The 17,040-nt window shown below is 64.9% G+C and carries 13 protein-coding genes; all 13 read right to left on the reverse strand.

From position 1 onward, the window contains the following. Positions 1-30 precede the first annotated feature (30 nt). Positions 31-996, reverse strand: coding sequence for a GDP-L-fucose synthase (gene fcl / locus JANGC3_RS0112735; protein ID WP_017876874.1), 966 nt, complete (start codon positions 994-996; stop codon positions 31-33). Beyond that, positions 997-2,115 (reverse strand): GDP-mannose 4,6-dehydratase, encoded by a 1,119-nt coding sequence (gene gmd, locus JANGC3_RS0112740; protein ID WP_017876875.1) that lies wholly within the window; start codon positions 2,113-2,115, stop codon positions 997-999. It lies immediately after the preceding gene. Positions 2,116-2,357: 242 nt separating this feature from the next. Beyond that, the gene (locus tag JANGC3_RS0112745; protein WP_017876876.1) at positions 2,358-2,990 is read right to left on the reverse strand and encodes an NF038129 family PEP-CTERM protein; all 633 of its coding nucleotides are present in this window, start codon (positions 2,988-2,990) and stop codon (positions 2,358-2,360) included. A gap of 9 nt (positions 2,991-2,999) precedes the next feature. After that, the gene (locus JANGC3_RS0112750) at positions 3,000-6,005 is read right to left on the reverse strand and encodes an ExeM/NucH family extracellular endonuclease (protein WP_017876877.1); all 3,006 of its coding nucleotides are present in this window, start codon (positions 6,003-6,005) and stop codon (positions 3,000-3,002) included. 326 nt (positions 6,006-6,331) lie between these two features. Then, positions 6,332-7,351, reverse strand: a complete 1,020-nt coding sequence (locus JANGC3_RS0112755) for a TIGR03790 family protein (protein ID WP_017876878.1) — start codon at positions 7,349-7,351, stop codon at positions 6,332-6,334. A gap of 184 nt (positions 7,352-7,535) precedes the next feature. After that, a complete protein-coding gene (locus JANGC3_RS29230) occupies positions 7,536-8,117 on the reverse strand; it encodes an FxDxF family PEP-CTERM protein (protein ID WP_157406591.1) in 582 nt (193 codons plus the stop codon). Between the two features lie 47 nt (positions 8,118-8,164). Then, the gene (locus JANGC3_RS0112765) at positions 8,165-8,734 is read right to left on the reverse strand and encodes an FxDxF family PEP-CTERM protein (RefSeq protein ID WP_017876880.1); all 570 of its coding nucleotides are present in this window, start codon (positions 8,732-8,734) and stop codon (positions 8,165-8,167) included. Between the two features lie 297 nt (positions 8,735-9,031). After that, on the reverse strand, positions 9,032-10,141 hold the full coding sequence (locus JANGC3_RS0112770) for an acyltransferase family protein (RefSeq protein WP_017876881.1): 1,110 nt from the start codon (positions 10,139-10,141) through the stop codon (positions 9,032-9,034). Between the two features lie 341 nt (positions 10,142-10,482). Next, positions 10,483-11,691 carry an ISAs1 family transposase gene (locus tag JANGC3_RS0112775; protein WP_017876882.1) on the reverse strand — a complete coding sequence of 403 codons (1,209 nt, stop codon included), beginning with the start codon at positions 11,689-11,691 and terminating at the stop codon, positions 10,483-10,485. A gap of 61 nt (positions 11,692-11,752) precedes the next feature. Then, positions 11,753-12,877, reverse strand: a complete 1,125-nt coding sequence (locus JANGC3_RS0112780) for an acyltransferase family protein (RefSeq protein WP_026132916.1) — start codon at positions 12,875-12,877, stop codon at positions 11,753-11,755. 176 nt (positions 12,878-13,053) lie between these two features. Beyond that, on the reverse strand, positions 13,054-14,472 hold the full coding sequence (locus JANGC3_RS0112785) for a mannose-1-phosphate guanylyltransferase/mannose-6-phosphate isomerase (protein ID WP_017876884.1): 1,419 nt from the start codon (positions 14,470-14,472) through the stop codon (positions 13,054-13,056). Further along, positions 14,469-15,626 carry a sugar phosphate nucleotidyltransferase gene (locus JANGC3_RS0112790; protein WP_017876885.1) on the reverse strand — a complete coding sequence of 386 codons (1,158 nt, stop codon included), beginning with the start codon at positions 15,624-15,626 and terminating at the stop codon, positions 14,469-14,471. Before JANGC3_RS0112790 ends, JANGC3_RS0112785 begins: the two co-directional genes overlap by 4 nt. Further along, positions 15,623-16,657, reverse strand: a complete 1,035-nt coding sequence (gene galE, locus JANGC3_RS0112795) for a UDP-glucose 4-epimerase GalE (RefSeq protein ID WP_017876886.1) — start codon at positions 16,655-16,657, stop codon at positions 15,623-15,625. Before galE ends, JANGC3_RS0112790 begins: the two co-directional genes overlap by 4 nt. Positions 16,658-17,040 lie beyond the last annotated feature (383 nt).

A 17,040-nucleotide genomic window follows, 5' to 3' on the forward strand; every position in this document is an offset into this window, starting at 1 on the left:
CGACGGGGTGTGGCATCAAGCCGGCGGCGCTTAGTGCTTGCCGTCGGCCAGGTAGGCCTGGTAGGTTTGCCGCAGGCCCGCTTCCAGCTCGACGCCGGCGTTCCAACCCAGCGCCGTCAGCTTCGAGACGTCGAGCAATTTTCGCGGCGCGCCGTCCGGCTTGTCGGCGTCAAACACGATGCGCCCGGCGAAGCCGACCACCTTGCCGATCAGACCGGCCAACTCGGCGATGGTGGTGTCGCGGCCGGTGCCGACGTTGATGTGCGAGTTCATCGGACCGGTGTTGCCGCGGTAGGTGGCGCCGTCCAGGTTCATCACGTGCAGGCAGGCGGCGGCCATGTCGTCGACGTACAGGAACTCGCGCATCGGCGTGCCGCTACCCCAGATGACGACCTGTTCGGCGTTGGTGATCTTGGCTTCGTGGAAGCGGCGGATCAAGGCCGGGATCACATGGCTGTTTTCCGGGTGGTAGTTGTCGCCGGGGCCGTACAGATTGGTCGGCATGACGCTGCGGTAGTCGGTGCCGTACTGCCGGTTGTAACTCTCGCACAACTTGATCCCGGCGATCTTGGCGATCGCATACGGTTCATTGGTCGGCTCCAGCGGCCCGGTCATCAAATACTCTTCCTTGATCGGCTGGGTGGCCATGCGCGGATAGATGCACGACGAGCCGAGGAACAGCAATTGGCGCACGCCGTGGCCCCAGGCTTCGCGCACCACGTTGGCCTGGATCATCATGTTGTCATAGATGAAATCGGCCGGATAGGTGTTGTTGGCGTGGATGCCGCCGACGCGGGCCGAGGCCAGGTAGACCTGGTCGATCTTTTCCTCGTCGAAAAAGGTGCGCACGGCGGCCTGGTCGGTCAACTCAAGTTGCGCGTGGGTGCGCGTGACCAGGTTGGTCTGGCCGCGCGCGGCCAGCGCGCGCACGATGGCCGAGCCGACCAGGCCGCGGTGACCGGCGACGTAAATGCGGGGTTGGGTCGATTCGGACACTTAATTCTCCAAAGAGATGGCGACGTCGTAACCGTGCGATTTCAGCAAGGCGTGGCGGCGCGCCTTGTCCAGGTCGTGCGCCACCATTTCGCGCACCATTTCGGCGAACGTCGTTTGCGGCACCCAGCCCAGCTTGACGCGGGCATTGGTCGGGTCGCCCAGCAGCGTCTCGACTTCGGTCGGGCGGAAATACTTGGGGTCGACGGCGACGATCATCTGGCCGACCTTGGCGCCGCCGGCCTTGTCGCCGGTGATGGCGGAAATCACGCCGCGCTCTTCCACGCCCTGCCCTTGCCACTCGATTTCAATGCCCAGTTCCTGCGCCGCGACTTCGACGAACTGGCGCACCGAAAACTGCACGCCGGTGGCGATGACGAAGTCTTCCGGCTTGTCTTGTTGCAGCATCAGCCATTGCATTTCGACGTAGTCGCGCGCGTGGCCCCAGTCGCGCAGCGCGTCCATGTTGCCGAGGTAGAGGTTTTGCTCCAGGCCCTGGGAAATGTTGGCCAGCGCGCGCGTGATTTTACGGGTGACGAAGGTTTCGCCGCGGCGCGGCGACTCGTGGTTAAACAGGATGCCGTTGCAGGCATACATGCCGTAGGCTTCGCGATAGTTGACGGTGATCCAGTAGGCGTACATCTTGGCGACGGCGTACGGGCTGCGCGGATAGAACGGCGTGCTTTCGCGCTGCGGCGTCTCTTGCACCAGGCCATACAATTCCGATGTCGAGGCCTGGTAGAAACGGGTCTTCTTTTCCAGGCCGAGGAAACGGATCGCCTCGAGCAGGCGCAGGGTGCCGATGCCGTCGACGTCGGCGGTGTACTCGGGCGACTCGAACGAGACGGCGACGTGGCTCATCGCGCCCAGGTTGTAGACTTCGTCGGGCTGGACTTGTTGCAGGATGCGGGTCAGGTTCGAGGTGTCGCTGAGGTCGCCGTAGTGCAGGAACAGGTGCGGGTTCGGGGTATGCGGATCTTGGTAGATGTGGTCGATGCGCTCGGTATTGAAGAGCGAGGCGCGGCGCTTGATGCCGTGCACCTCATAGCCCTTCGCCAACAAAAATTCGGCCAGATAGGAACCATCTTGTCCGGTAATACCGGTAATTAACGCTTTTTTCATGGGGAATGTGCTTATATTGTTGCAATGATGTTTTTTGGGGGGGTGAACGTTTCTACCTATATTAAGCTAGCGCCCGGCCCAGCGCACCACGCTGCCGGACCGCACTAAACTTCCTATACGGAAATACATTCCAATTCAAGCAGAATATTAACATATCGCTACTTCCACGCCAATACTCCGGCGCGTCGCGTGCGCCGGGTGTGCGCGGCCCCTGTCAGGCGGCCCCTGTCAGGCGGCCCCTGTCAGGCGACCGCGGCGCGGCGGCGGCGCCAGCTCCAGGCTAGCAGGCCCAGGCCGGCCGACAGCATCAGCCAAGTGTCCGCCTCCGGCACCGCCGAAATTGTCGCCAGGGCGGCGTAGCTGGTGGCGCCGACGCCGGCCGGGCTGGCGCCCACCCGCGGCAGCAGTTCAAAGCGCACCATGTCGCCGTCCGGATTGCCGAGGTAAGCGCTGTCGTCCAGCAAGCCCACGCCGAAGGTGGTGGCGGCGTTGCCCTCGCTAAGCAGGAAGGCCCCGCCGAAGCGGACGTCGAAGCTGAATTTTCCGCCCAGCGCGATCGATTGGAACAGTTCGTTGTGGAAGCTGGCGCTGCCGAAGTCCAGGCCGCCCGCCAGGCTGCCTTGGACGTCGCCCTCTTGCGCGACGACGCCGCCGAGCGCGCCGCTGAAGCGGCTCAGTGTGGCGCTGGCGGGCGCCGTGCTGTTGCCGGCCAAAAAAGTGAAGTCGAGGTAGCCGGCGCCGCTCAGGCCGCGGGTATCGATGTCAACGTGGTAATACGCCGCCGGCGCGGCGGCCGCGGCGCTCGCGCCGGCGCCGGCCAGCAGCAGCGCCAAGGTCAGCTGGCGCAGCACGCGCGTGAAGGTCGTTGGATGCATTTTTTTTCCTTAAAAATTGCCGCTGAAGATAGCGCTGGTGTAGCTGATCGGGGTTTTCGCCGGGTTCGCAAAGCGCAGCGCCACGCTGGCCGTGGCGCCCGGCGCCAACGCGGCCGCGGCTAGCGTCACGTAGGGCGCGCCGGCGTGGTTGCCGCTGGCGTTGAGCAGGGTTACGCCGGCCGGCAAGCCGGCCAGCGCGACGTGCAGAGGGCCGGACACGGCCGCGCCGCTGGTATTGCTCAAGCTCAGGGTGCCGCTGTATTGGTGCGTGACGCGGTTGTAAGCCAGGCCCGAACTGAAGCTGGCGACACTGGCGCTGACGTCGAGCACGGCCGGCCGCAGGTCCAGGCTGACGACGACCGGGTCGTGGTCGGAGGCGCGGTACGGCAGCGCGTTGTACAGGTCTTGCGGCTTGCCGTCGGTGTTGTAGTCGATGACGCTGGGCTCGTCGGCGTTGATATGCCACTCGCCGGCGCCGGCCACCTGGCGCTGCAGCGCCGCGCTGGCCAGCGCGTGGTCCAGGTAGCCGCTCTCGCCGTCGAACACGTAGGAATACGGCATGCCGAGCGGGCGCACGAAGCGTTCCAGCTGGTTGGCGAAGCCGCCGCCGGTGAGCACGTTGACCGGGTCTTCGAAGCCGTGCGAATTCAGGTCGCCGATCAGCAGTACGTCGGCGTCGCCGGCTGCCGCGACTACCTGCGGCACGAAGTGCTCGAGCAGGCGGCGGGCCTGGCGCACGCGCAGCGCGTTCCAGCAGGCCTGGCCGTCGCCCTGGTCGGCGTCGGCGCCGGCGCCCGGGCAGCCGCCCTTCGATTTCAGGTGGTTGACGATCAGCGAAAACTTCTCGCCGTTGCCGGCGCGGAAGGTCTGCGCCATCGGCGGCCGGTTGTTGACGGCGTCGGCGTCGGCCAGCGCGGCGCCGACCAGCTCCAGCTTGCCCGGCTTGTAGATCATCGCCACGCGGATCGCGTCGCTGCCGGTGGCGGCCGGCTTCGGCACGTAGGCGTAGGCCGGCGCGCCGATGGCGGCGTTGAGCTGCTCGACCAGGTAGGACACGGCGAGTTCGCCGTTGTTCTGGATTTCCATCAGGCCAACGACGTCGGCGTCGATGGCCTTTAGCGCCGCGACGATCTTGTCGCGCTGGCGCCGGAACTCGGCCAGGTTGTCGGCGCCGCGGCAGTTGGCGCTTGACGTCGTCGCGCCCAGCGTGCATCCCTGGCCGGTCTGGCCGGAGACGTTGGCGCCGTTGGTGAAGGTGGTGAAGAAATTGAGCACGTTGGCGCTGGCCACCTTGACGTTGCCGGGCGCGAACTGCGGCGCCGCCGTGCGCGGATTGTCGCGCGAAAACTGCGGCGCCGCCGTCGGCTGCAGCTTGAAGGCCGCGCCGCCGCCGCCGATGGCGCCGAAGTCGACCACGCCGGTCAGGCCGAGCACGCTGTCGCCGGCGCGCACGGTGCCGTCCTGGCCGATGTAGGGGATCAGCGTCGGCGTGACGAACAGGCCGTCGTCGAGCACGAGCATATTGACGGCGTTGGCCGCCGCCAGCGCCAGCGCCTCGGCGGAACCGGGCGGATGGCGGTTGGTCGGCACCTCCAGCCGGCCGGCGGCCAGCGTCAGCTCGCCGCGCGTGCCCAGGAAGCCGGTTTGCGCCACCGTCAGCGGCCGGGTGAAGCGCACCAGCATGCCCTCGACCTGGTCCAGGCGGGCGTTCGGCAAATCCAGGTTGAGCGGCGCGACGGCGGGGCCGGCGCCGCGTCCGAGCAGCGCCGTGACGTCCTTGAACTCGGTGTAGGAGCGGGCCGCGCCGCTGGGCGTGTACTCGACCACGGTGCCGGTGACGCGCACGCGCTCGCCGACGGCGACGCCGGCGGCGGCCGCGCCGGTGTAGACGAAGATGCCGTCGGAGGTGGCAGGGTCGCCGTCGCCGTCGGCGTCCTGCATGAAGAAGCCGGTGCCGACCAGCAGCGTGACCACGCCTTCGCTGGTTTGCACGCTGTTGGCGTATGGGCTGGCCGGGCCGGCGCCCTGGATTTGCGGAATCGTGTGGGTTACGCCGGCGGCGCCCTGCACGCTCAGGGCGATACGGCAACTGCCGCTGCGGCCCTGGTCGCTGTCGAACTTCACCTCCAGCGCGTAGTTGCCGTCGGCCACGCCGGCGGCCACCGCCAGCCTGACGCTGGCGCTCTGGCCGGCGCCGGCGGCGGCGGCGAAATCGGCCAGCGTGACGCCGGCCGCCGGCGCCGAGCTGAACGCGGCGGAGCGGACCACGCCGTCGGCGTCGCGCGCCGACAGGGCGGCGCCGCCGCCGCTGCCGCTGGCCAGCGCCAGGCTGGCCGGACAGCTGGCTAGCACTTGCGGCGCCGGCGGCGCGCCGCAGACCTTGCGCGGCGATGCGCTGTTGCGCGGCTGCGGCGCGGCGGCGCTGAAATCGGCGCCGTTGTTGTCGCTGTCGGCGCAACCACCGGCGCCGCGCAGGATCGCCGTGGTGTTCGACGGCGCCGGCGCGGCCGCCGTCTCGAAACCGCCCGCCGTGCCGAAGCCGACCAGGTCGAGCACCGCCGGGCCGGACGGGTTGGTGCCGCTAAGCGCGCTTCTGGAATTGCTCAACAAGACTTTACCGGCGCTGCCGGAGAGGGCGGTGGCGCCGCTGGCGTCGGCCGCCGGCAAGTCGACGCTGCCGCCGCCGCCCTTGGCCTGCTGCACCAGCAGATACTGGCCGGGTTGCAACAGCATGCCCGGCAACGCCGTGACGGCCCAGTTGGCGCCGGCCGCGGAGGCGTACTGCACGCTCCAGTTGGCGACGTCGACGACGCCGGCGCCGCGGTTGAACACTTCGATGAAATCGTTGCGGTAGAGCGCGCCGGCGTTGCCGCCGCCGCCGTAGACCTGGCTGATCACGACGTCGGAGGCGGCCAGCGCGGGGCCGCACAGGCCCGCCGCCAGCGCCGCCATGGCGCTCAGCCTGCCGGACGGGCGGGCCGCCGGGGCCGGGATCGTGAGAAAGCGATTTTTCATGAAAAGTCCTGGTCGTTGAAAGGGGAAGGCCACGGCGGCGCGCGCAGACGCCGCGCCGCCCATAAGAATATTACAAACTTAATAATCTTGCCATTATTGTTTGCATATTAACGGTGGCGCGTGACCGCTTGATGACAAGCCGGGTGGCGGCGCGCGCCAAGGCGCGGCGGCGGCGGCAGCCTTGCGCGCAGCCGATGCCAGGATCAACGGAAAGTGCGGGGAATTGGAATGGCAAGGGGCCGGGTTTTAGCCGGCAATAGACGCCGGCATGGTGGCGCCGCCCGCACGCGCGCGGCGGCGCACGCGAACCTAAGCCAGGCGCGGGGTCAACGCCGGTACGGCGCGGCGAGCGCCTCGCCGATGAACACCCCTTGCGTCGGCCAGGCCACGCTGCGCCAATACGCCTCGATGGCGCTGGCGCCGGACAGGTAGTGGCGCAGCAACACGGTTGGCTGCGGAAATTTCTGCCAATAATTGCACGGTTCCGACACCGAACCGTAGCTTGCCGTCGCGCCCGCCTCCAACCAGCGCAGGCTGCTCATCTGTCCGGTGCCCAGCAAGTCGCCGCCGACCGAGGTCAGATGGTCGGCCAGCGCGCCGGGCAGGAAGTGCAGGGTATCGAGCTTGTCCACGCGCGCCATGCCGGTCTGGTAGATCATGATGTCGCGCGCCCCCTCCAGGCTGTCGCCCTTGGCGGTCTTGATCGTCAATTTGCGCTGCGGCACCACGCCCGAGGGAGGAAAAAACTGCGCGCGGCTGTTGCGCGGCGTTTCACTGCTGGCCAGGTAATACGCGCTGGCGTTCGGCAGGCGGAAACTGCTCAGGGCGCCGCGGTCGATCAGGGCCTTGGCCTGCTCCACCGATTCGCTCGGCAGCAGCATTGACAGGCGCATGCCGAAATCCTGCATGGGCCGCGTCGACTGGGTATTGTAGTAAGGGCTAGGGCGGCCCGGCCCGCAGGGTTTTTGGCATTGTTCGGCGTCGTATCCCAGCGTGTACGCCGAGGTGATCGAGTTGCACTCGACCGCGTACGGCGCCGTCCAGACCATCACCACGGCCTGGATCTCGGGACCGAGGGCGGCGTCGATCTGCTCCTTGAGCTGGCGGAACTGCTCGGCGTCGAGCTTGCGCGGCCGGTTCGGGATGCGCACGTGGACCACGTTCTTGGCGGGGATGTCGCGCGCCTGGCGGTAGTATGCGCCGATTTCAACACTGTTCGGTTCGCTGTCGTTGATGACCAGCGCCATCTGCGCGGCCCGCAAGCCGGGGGCGGCCGGGCCCGCTTGGGCCAGCGCGGCGCCGTGCAGACAGGCGCCGGCGGCCGCGAAAGATAAGAGTTTACGCAAGGGTAGCCATCGGTTAAAGGGTGCAAAGTTGGACAAGGGCGATGAGAAAAAACGCGTATTATTGCTGCAATACAACAATTCCGCTTTCCCATTATAGCGGCTTGGGCCGCCCCGCCGCCGCCCAAGCGGCGCGCGGACGAAAAAAAACGGGGGCCGCGGCCCCCGTTCCTTTGCGCCGCGCAGCCTAGCCGCGCAAGGCGGCGCGCCGCCGGCGCGCCGTGAAACCCAGCAGGCCCAGGCCTGCCAGCAACATCGCATAGGTGTCGGCCTCGGGCACCGAGGCGACCGCGACGTTGCCGCCATAGCTGCCGCCGTTCGCCGACGCCACGTAGCCGTTAATTTCAATAAAGTAAAAACCAACTTCCAAAGGATGCACCGAGGAAAAGCTCCAAGCCTGCTCGTCGGCCGGATGCCCCGCCGAGATGTCTTGCGTGCCGTGGAAAACGATGCCATTGGCGTTGCGCAACTCGAAACCCGTCAAGGTCAAGCCCTGGGAGGCGCCGGGCCGCAGCGAGGTGATCAGACTCGACAAGTCATAGACCTCGCCGGTCGTGAAGTAATACTTGTCGCTGAAATAGTTGCCGCTCGCGCCAGCCTTGGCGCCCTTGTCCAAGGCCACCGTGTGGCCCAGGTTGGCGCTGGAGAAATTCAGCAAGTCCTGGGTAATGAACACCGGGTCCTGGCTCAGGTCGACCAAGCCGGCCCGGGCCAGGCTGGTGGCGGCGAACAGAACCGCCAGTAAAACGGAGTGGACTATTTTTTTCATGTTTTTCACCGAAATTGAATCGGCGGCTGGCGCCGCCTTAGTCTTACTTATGAAAGGGACGCCGCCGCCGGGACGCCCTCGACGTCCCCGCGGCGACGCGCGCGCAAGCCCAGGCCGGCCAGGCCGGCCAGCAGCATCGCGTAGGTCTGCGGCTCGGGCACTGCCGAGATGTAACCGTTGGCGCCAAAGGCGGCGCCGCCGGCCGACAACAGGGTGCCGCTGACCTGGAAATAATAGGCGCCGGCGGCCAGCATATCGCTCGACAGGGTCCACTTGTCCTGGATTCCGCTTAGCAACTGATGGCCGTTCTGCACTAGCGCGCCCTGGGCGTTGTACAAGCCGAAGCCGGTCAAGCTCATGCCGTTCGAGGCGCTCGTGCTGACCGAGGTGACAACCATGTCGATGTCGCTAAAGACCGTGGTCGTAAAATCGAAACGGTCCGCGAACACCGCGTCTTTCTGGTTTTTCTTGAACTTGTCGCCAAAGTCCACCGAGCCGTTGGCAGCGAGCACGATGCTTCTCGCTGGCGAACTGATGTCGAGTGCCGCGTGCCCGAGCGGGGTGAACAGAACGCTTCCGGCAAAGAGCAGCGCGGAAAAAATTGCGGGTTTCTTCATTTTTTTCCACCAAGATAAGGTCGACCACCAGCCGCACGGATTGAACAGCTCAAGCCGGCTAAATAATATCATAACAAAAGGGAAAGCATTGTTCCTTTTTTCATTAGACAGTTTACTAATTCGCAATATTTATGCAATGGGCGGCGCGCACGGCCGCGGGAAAGCCCGCGGCCACGGCTCAACGTAAGGCTGGCGCTTGCTGTTGACGGGGGGCGGGGTTTTTTGACCGGCGTCGGGAGGCGGGTACGGCTTGGCGCCGGCCGCGGCGGCTCGCGAGCCGGCCGCGGCGGCACCTGCTTATACGCCGGCGGCAGCGGCGCGGCCAGGCAACTTGCGCCCGAGGAATTTACGGCCCAGGCCGATAAACGGCAACTCAATCCACTCGTAGCTGAGATGGGCGAGTACGATGCCGAGCGGGAAAATCAGCAAAGCCGACGCCAGCGGACCCAGGTGGAATTGCACGCCGACGAGTATGGCCAGGGGATGGAACAGGTACAAGGAGTAGGAAAGCAGTCCCAACCGGACTACCCATGTCGCGCGGCCGAAGTCCCATTTTTCTTGAAGTAAGAAATACAAGAAGGCGGCCGCCACCAGCGGCAGCGCAAAGCGCCGCGCGAACAAATCAAAGGGCGGCGGCAGGAAGGCCATCAGCAGCGACAGGGCAAAAAATGCGACGCAGGCGACTCGGCCGAGTCCGCCCTGGCGCAGGGCCGGTTTTCTGCTATGCAGCATTTGAGCAACAATGGCGCCTAGGCACCAGGACCACCAACTGGCCAGGAACAGCGATTGCAGCATGACCCGGCCCGGCCCCTTCGGCAACAACAGCACCGAGGCCGCGAACGTCAGGGCGCACACGGCGACGGCCACGGCCGTCATCCTGGCAACCCCGTTGACATGACGGAATTGGTGCCACAAGACCCCGTAGAGGATGTAAAAATGACATTCCACCACGACCGACCATAAAACACTGTTGACCGCGACCCGGTGGTCGACAAAAAAGCTGCTGGTCAAGGTCAGGTGGGCGAGGACGGACTCCCATCGCGCTTGCTGCATCAAGTTGGAGGTGTAAAACTGGCCGACGATAAAACAGATAATCGTGCAGGCAAAAAAAGCCGGGTAGATCCTGAAGAAGCGCCGGGCGCCGTATTCGGCCAGGTTGAAGCTGGCGGCGCTGCGCGCGTCGCCAATTCTGGCCCAGTGAATGCAGAAGCCGCTGAGCACGAAGAACACCGCCACGCCCCACGGCCCCAGGTGCAGCATCAAGCGGCCAAACCAGGTGTCCTCGGTACCGCTCGAAAACTGCTGGAAAAAATGGTGGGCGAACACGCTGATGGCGGCCAACGCCCGCAGCCAGTCCAATACCGGAAAGTGTTTCTTGCTGGCGTTACCGGATGCCGTCAATGTCATGTGATTATCTCTTTCGCGCGCGGCGGGCGGTCGAAAACGCCGACGCTCGCGCTGTGGTCCAAAGGGGCGAGGAAAGTGGCGGACGCCGCCGCCGGCGATCGGCAAGGCCTTTAAAACGGCGCGCCAGGCGACGGCGGCACGCCCGCGCGAAGGCCGCAGGGCGGGCGCCGCGCTGTCGTCGCGGGGGAAAGGCAAACGCCGGGCCGGGGTCGGCGGGCTGGATGCGCCAGCCCGCAACGCGATACGGCGGCCCGGAACGAGATCAACCGTAGGGAATATACATGATTGCAGGAAGAACCACAAGCCCCGCGCGCTTGCCCTCAGGGCGATTGCATGAAGAATCAGGCCGGCAGCCCCGAGACCTTGGCAAGATAGTCGGCGCTCCATCCTGCCTTTAAGCGTTTACTGGCGATTCCGAGCTTGGTGGTCTTCTCGTTTTTTAGCAAGTTGAGCGCAATTCGACGCAAGATGGCGAAGTTTTGTGCCGCATCGCCGATGCGTATGCGGCAATCGTCCTCGCGAAAGGCGACGTCGAGCACCCAGTGCATGCAGTTTTCGATGCCCCAGTGCGCCCGCACAGTCTGCGCAAGATGGGCCGCTTGGACAGGCAGGCTGCTCAGGTAGTATCGTCGTTCGACGCTGGCAGTTCCACTGCTGTTCCTGCCGATGATTTCGCGCGTCGATTCGATCATGATCAGGCTACGTACGCCCACCCAGTGCTGCTGTTGCTCGCCAAGCCAGGCAACGTCATTGGTGACTAGGCAGCGCCGCGTTTCGATACGTCCATGATCTTTTTCAGTCTGGGTATGATCCCAGAAAGGACGATCGATCTTGCCCGCATCAGCCGCATCGAACCACAGTTTGATCGCTTCAGCCAAGCCCGGTTGATTGCTCTTCACGCCCAGCACATAGTCGGCGCCGCTGGCGACGATCTTTGCAGCAATATCGTGCTGACATCCCATCGCGTCGATCGTGATGACGGCGCCTTTGATATCGAGTGTCGCCAACAATTCCGGTATGGCGGTGATTTCATTGCTCTTGTCGGCGGTCCTGATCTGCCCCAGGGTCAGCCCGCTTGCGCTACTCCATGCCGATACAAGATGAATCGCGCCGTGCTTTCCATCATGGGAACCGCGTACACACTTGCCATCGATAGCAATGTGCTGCCCCTCAAGAGAGGGGCACATCGAACTCATCCATCGTGTAAAGCAGAGCTCGAATTGCGCCGCATCGAGCAGCGAAAAGACCCGTCCAAAAGTGTCATGCGAGGCAATACCGTTGACAAAGGGCAGGTGCTGGCGCAGCCAGTCAAGCTTCATTTCGCCCCATTCCACAACCGAGATCCAAGTTTCCGCGCCACTGATGACGGCGCAGATGGCGGCCAACAGCAATTCATCGAGTTGATAGGCGCATTGACGCGCACGCGGATCGGTCAAATCATTGAATGCAGCTACCAGCGCTATCGGTTCGTTAGTCATTTGCTCATCCAAATATTGAGAGTAAACGCCTTTCTCAACGAGTTTACAAGCAATATTTGCCAACTTCGCCATCGGCTACACCTTCGCCTTCATGCAATCGCCCTGCGCTTGCCCTCCCCGCGCCGGCTAGGAATTATTTCGCGACAACGAGGGGCTCGGCGCGGCCTTTGCCGGCCGCCTCCTCCGCCTTGGGAAAGAAGCGGTCCCTGAGGCGAAGGAAGGGCCACTCCACCAGCCTAGTCGCGCAATAGCCGAGACCAACGGCAAGCAGCGCCTGGAACGCCAGCGTGAACACGAAAACGACCGACGCGTCGACCTCCCTTGCCTCCAGGTGGTCGATCAGATATTGGCCCGGCGCCAACGCCAGGCTGTGCCAAAGATAGATGCCATACGAATACATGCCGATCCACGCAACGCCGCGAAACAGCAGGTTGCCGCTGATGCCGGCGGGCGTGCCGAGCGCGAGCACGACGACGCAGCAAAAACCGAGCGCCTCGACGGTATAACCGATGCTGCGCGCCAGTGGCGAGCTCGTTCCCACCAGCGCCAGCCATGCCAGCAAGGCCAGCGCCGCCGCGATCAGCCAGCCGCGGTGCGCGGCCAATCTGGCGAAGTGGCCCGGCGCCAGCCAGTACAGCGCGGCCAGCATCACGCCGTAGATCATGCTGTCGATGCGTAAATGGGTATAGCGAAAAGCGCCGTCCAGGTCGCCGGTGTGGACGTAGGCCGAGCGCGCGGCCAGGACCAGGGCGCACAGCAGCAGCGAGGTCGCTATCAGCGGCCGCAGGCTCAACCTTGGCGCCGCCAGCGACATCAGGAAGGCCGCGACCAGGTAGAAATGCTCCTCGACGGCCAGGCTCCAGGTTTGCAAGATCGCCGACCCGGTGTAGTTTTGCGTGTGGGTGAGGTTTTGCCAGAAAAAAGTGTCGGCGGGGTGCCGGCCGACCAGCAGGTGGAAGAAAATGAGCACATAGTAAAGCGGCCAGATCTTGAACGCGCGCCGTACCAGGAAGCGTGTCGCGTTGATCGCGCCGGTCTTTTTCCACTCGCTGAACAGCAAGCCGCCGACCAGGAAGCCGCTCAGGGTGAAGAACATGTCGACGCCGGCGCCGCCGAACGCCTGCAAGGGGTAGACCAAGGCCTCCAGCAAGGGATGGGCGTCGTCGGCGACCCGAAAATGAAAGAACATCACGAAAATAATCGCCACTCCCCGCAGGAAGTCCAATTCCGGACGCCGCCCCACTGCACTGCTCGACATATCCACTCCAGCACGTCATTTCGCCCGTGCAAAAAGTTCGCAGGCGCGTTTACCCGCCGATTTTGGAGCCTTCGCCGCCGGCTGTCAATAAATAATAAAAATAAATTAAAGTTGACTGGCGACCACAAAAGAGGACGGGGTGCCGGCCGCGCGCGCGGGCCGCCACCCCGGCCGCCTTAGGCGCGCTTGTAGACGTCCTCGAAGCGCACGATGTCGTCCTCGCCCAGGTAGCTGCCCGACTGCACCTCGATAATGTGCAAGGGCATCATGCCGGGGTTTTCCAGGCGGTGGTTCATGCCGATCGGGATATAGGTCGATTCGTTTTCACTGAGCAGCTTGACGCTCTCGCCGCAGGTGACGCGGGCGGTGCCGCTGACCACCACCCAGTGTTCGGCGCGGTGGTGGTGCATCTGCAGCGACAGCTTGCCGCCCGGGTTGACGGTGATGCGCTTGACCTGGAAGCGCTCGCCGGCGTCGATGCCCTCGTAATAGCCCCACGGACGGTAGACCTTGGTGTGGTGCAGGTGTTCGGTGCGCGCGCTGGCCTTGAGGTGGTCGACCACCTGCTTGACGCGTTGCACGTGGTCCTTGTGCGCGACCAGCACGGCGTCGTTGGTTTCGACGACGATCAGGTCTTGCACCCCGATCACGGCGACGATGCGGCTTTCGGCTCGCACCAGCGAGTTCGTCACGCCGTCCAGGTAGACGTCGCCGCGGGCGACGTTGCCGTCGGCGTCGGCGCGTTGCACCTCCCACAGCGCGGCCCAGGAGCCGACGTCGCTCCAGCCTATGTCGGCCGGCACCACCACCGCGTGCGCGGTGTGCTCCATCAGCGCGTAGTCGATCGAATCGGACGGGCAGGCGGCGAACGCGGTGGCGTCCAGGCGGCAGAATTCGAGGTCGCGGTGGGCCAGTTGGACCGCCTTGGCGCAAGCGTCGACGATGGCCGGCTGGAATTGCGCCAACTCGCTCAGGTAGCGCGCCGCGCGGAACAGGAACATGCCGCTGTTCCAGTAATAGGTGCCGGCGTCGACGAAGCCCTGGGCCTTGGCGCGGTCCGGTTTTTCAACGAAGCGGTCGACCCGGTAGCCGGCGCCGGCGCCGTCGAGCGCGGCGCCGCGCTGGATATAGCCATAACCCGTTTCCGGCCCGGTCGGGACGATGCCGAAGGTCGCCAGCGCGCCCTCGCGCGCCAGCAGCGCGGCGCGGCCGATGGCTTCGTGGAAGGCCGCGACGTCGACGATGACGTGGTCGGCCGGCAGCACCAGCATCACCGCGTCGGGGTCGACCGCGGCCAGGTAGTGCGCCGCCGCCGCCACCGCCGGCGCGGTGTTGCGCCCGGCCGACTCGAGCAGGATGGCCAGCGGCGCGACGCCGATTTCGCGCATCTGCTCGGCCACCAGGAAGCGGTGTTCCTCGCCGCACACCACCAGCGGCGCCATCAACTGGGCCAGGCCGCCCAGGCGCAGCGCGGTTTCCTGCAACATGGTTTTGTCCGACACCAGGGGCAGCAGTTGTTTGGGCAGCACGGCGCGCGAGAGCGGCCACAGGCGCGTGCCGGAGCCGCCGGAAAGGATGACTGGATAAATTTTCATGCGTTTCTTTCCAATTTTAAATCGATATTGTTCTCAGTGCGGCGCTTGCTGCGCCGGTCGCGCGCGTTGGCCCACTCGTCCGGGTCGTAGTCGGACACGTGGCGCATGTCGCCGGCGCGGTTGACGCTGTAGTCCTTAAAGACGATCATCTCGTCGAGGCTGACGTCGGGCAACACGCGGGTGTATTCAAACAGCACGCAGCGCACCACCTCGGCGCCGGAGCAGATATGGCTGTTGTGGCCGATCCAGGTCGGCCCGATGATGGTCGAGCCGGCCTCGATGCGTGTGCCCGAGCCGATATACACCGGCCCCTCGATGCGCGTACCCTCCCAGTCGATCGAGGTGTTCAAGCCGACCCAAACGCCCTCCTCGACCTGGGTGCCGGGCACGTCCATGTGGGCGACGTCGCCCATCATAACGCTTTGCAGCACCTCCCAGTAATCCTTGACGCTGCCGATGTCGATCCACTTGAAGCTGCGCTTTTGCGCGAAGAACGGCAAGCCCTGCGCGACGAGCAGCGGGAACAGGTCCGCGCCGATGTCGAACGATTGGTTGGGCGGGATCAGATCGAGCACCGCCGGCTCGAAAATATAGATGCCGGTGCTGATGAAGTTCGACAGCGCCTCCTCCTGGCTGGGCTTTTCCTGGAAGGACTGGATGCGCCCGTCCTTGTCGGACACCACCACGCCGTAGCTCGACACCTTGTCCCACGGCACCTCCTTGGTGATCACCGAGGCCAGCGCGCCCTTGCGGCGGTGCTCGAACAGCGCCGACTTGAGGTCGATGTCGATCAGCGCGTCGCCGCACAGCACGATCGTGGTTTCGTCGAAGAAGCCGCCGAATTGCTGGATTTTCTTCATGCCGCCGGCCGAGCCGATCGGCTGGGGCACCACGTCGCCGGCGTCGTTGGTGTAGCCCTCGAAGGAATAACCGATCTGCACGTCGTACTGGTGGCCCTCGCCGAAATAATCCTCGATTTTCTCGTGCAGGTAGCTGACGTTGACCATGATCTCGGTTACGCCGTACTTGGCCAGGTACTCGATCAGGTAGGCCATCACCGGCTTGCCCAGGATGGGGATCATCGGTTTCGGTAGGTCGTAGGTCAAGGGACGCACGCGCGTGCCCTTGCCCGCTGCCAAGATCATTGCTTTCATTCTTGCTCCACTGCCAGGTTAACGTTGTTTGAATAGGTCTGCCAGCGCCAGGAATCTTCGCACATCTGCCGCAGATCGCGCTCGGCGCGCCAGCCCAGCTCGCGCGCGGCCAGCGCGGCGTCGGCGTAGCACGCGGCGATATCGCCGGGGCGCCGCGCCACCACCTGCAAGGGCACCGGCCGGCCGCTGGCCTGTTCGAACGCGCGCACCACCTCGAGCACGCTGTGGCCGCGGCCGGTACCCAGGTTATAAGTGTACACGCCGGCGCCCTGCGCCAGCTTGTCGAGCGTCTTTGAATGGCCCCGCGCCAGGTCGACCACGTGGATATAGTCGCGCACGCCGGTGCCGTCGGGCGTCGGGTAGTCGCCGCCGTAGACCGCCAGTTCGGCGCGCCGGCCGCCGGCGACCTGGGCGATGAAGGGCATCAGGTTGTTCGGCACGCCGTTCGGGTCTTCGCCGATCAGGCCGCTCTCGTGCGCGCCGACCGGGTTGAAGTAGCGCAGCAGCGCGATGCGCCAGGTCGGGTCGGCGCGCTGGACGTCGCGCAGGATTTCCTCGGTCATCAGCTTGCTGCGCCCGTAGGGGTTGGTGGCCGACAGCGGGAAGTGTTCCAGGATCGGCAGGCTGGCCGGGTCGCCGTAGACCGTCGCCGACGAGCTGAACACCAGCGACTTGACGCCGAACTCGGCCATGGCCTCCAGCAACACCAGCGTGCCGGCGACGTTGTTGTCGTAGTAGCGCAGCGGCTGCTCGACCGACTCGCCGACCGCCTTCAGGCCGGCGAAATGGATCACCGCGTCGATCCGGTATTGCGCGAACACGGCGCCCAGGGCGGCGCGGTCGCGCACGTCGACGTCGGCGAGCGCACAGGAGCGGCCGGCAATGTGCGCGATGCGCGGCAAGACCGAGGCCTTGCTGTTGCTGAAATTGTCGACCAACACCACGTCGTGGCCGCAACGCAGCAATTCGACGCAGGTGTGCGAGCCGATATAGCCCGCGCCGCCCGTCACCAAGATGGTTTGCTTCGTCATAAAGGACGTCCCATATTAAAAAATTTGTAAAAAGCAATATTTTGCGGTGCAATAACGCCGCCTGTAAATTATACAACGGACCGTCTATAATCATGGTTCGAATGGCAACCTTGGGGAATCGCCGGCGGCGGCCGCCGGCGCCGGGCAAGAAAATCGCGCCCGGCGCCGGACCCGCTCGCCGAAAAATAGCAATTGTTGCCGCACAGATACAATCCGGAGCGCCCGGCGGGCCGCCTCCCCGCCCCGCGCAAGGGCGCCGGCGCCCCTTGCCGGAAAGCGCCGCCGGCCCATGTGTTGAGCAAAGTCAGTGCATGTCGCTTGACCCGAATGGTGGTCTATGGCAAGCTTGTGTTCAATAAAAAAATTTCCCATTGGAAACGGCA

Source organism: Janthinobacterium sp. CG3 (genome assembly GCF_000344615.1).
Lineage (GTDB): Bacteria > Pseudomonadota > Gammaproteobacteria > Burkholderiales > Burkholderiaceae_D > Janthinobacterium.

Bases quoted from the DNA above. Each gene is read 5' to 3' on its own strand.
- gmd (WP_017876875.1), bottom strand. From the start codon at position 2,115: ATGAAAAAAGCGTTAATTACCGGTATTACCGGACAAGATGGTTCCTAT.
- JANGC3_RS0112745 (WP_017876876.1), bottom strand. From the start codon at position 2,990: ATGCATCCAACGACCTTCACGCGCGTGCTGCGCCAGCTGACCTTGGCG.
- JANGC3_RS0112750 (WP_017876877.1), bottom strand. From the start codon at position 6,005: ATGAAAAATCGCTTTCTCACGATCCCGGCCCCGGCGGCCCGCCCGTCC.
- JANGC3_RS29230 (WP_157406591.1), bottom strand. From the start codon at position 8,117: ATGAAAAAAATAGTCCACTCCGTTTTACTGGCGGTTCTGTTCGCCGCC.
- JANGC3_RS0112765 (WP_017876880.1), bottom strand. From the start codon at position 8,734: ATGAAGAAACCCGCAATTTTTTCCGCGCTGCTCTTTGCCGGAAGCGTT.
- JANGC3_RS0112770 (WP_017876881.1), bottom strand. From the start codon at position 10,141: ATGACATTGACGGCATCCGGTAACGCCAGCAAGAAACACTTTCCGGTA.
- JANGC3_RS0112775 (WP_017876882.1), bottom strand. From the start codon at position 11,691: ATGGCGAAGTTGGCAAATATTGCTTGTAAACTCGTTGAGAAAGGCGTT.
- JANGC3_RS0112780 (WP_026132916.1), bottom strand. From the start codon at position 12,877: ATGTCGAGCAGTGCAGTGGGGCGGCGTCCGGAATTGGACTTCCTGCGG.
- JANGC3_RS0112785 (WP_017876884.1), bottom strand. From the start codon at position 14,472: ATGAAAATTTATCCAGTCATCCTTTCCGGCGGCTCCGGCACGCGCCTG.
- JANGC3_RS0112790 (WP_017876885.1), bottom strand. From the start codon at position 15,626: ATGAAAGCAATGATCTTGGCAGCGGGCAAGGGCACGCGCGTGCGTCCC.
- galE (WP_017876886.1), bottom strand. From the start codon at position 16,657: ATGACGAAGCAAACCATCTTGGTGACGGGCGGCGCGGGCTATATCGGC.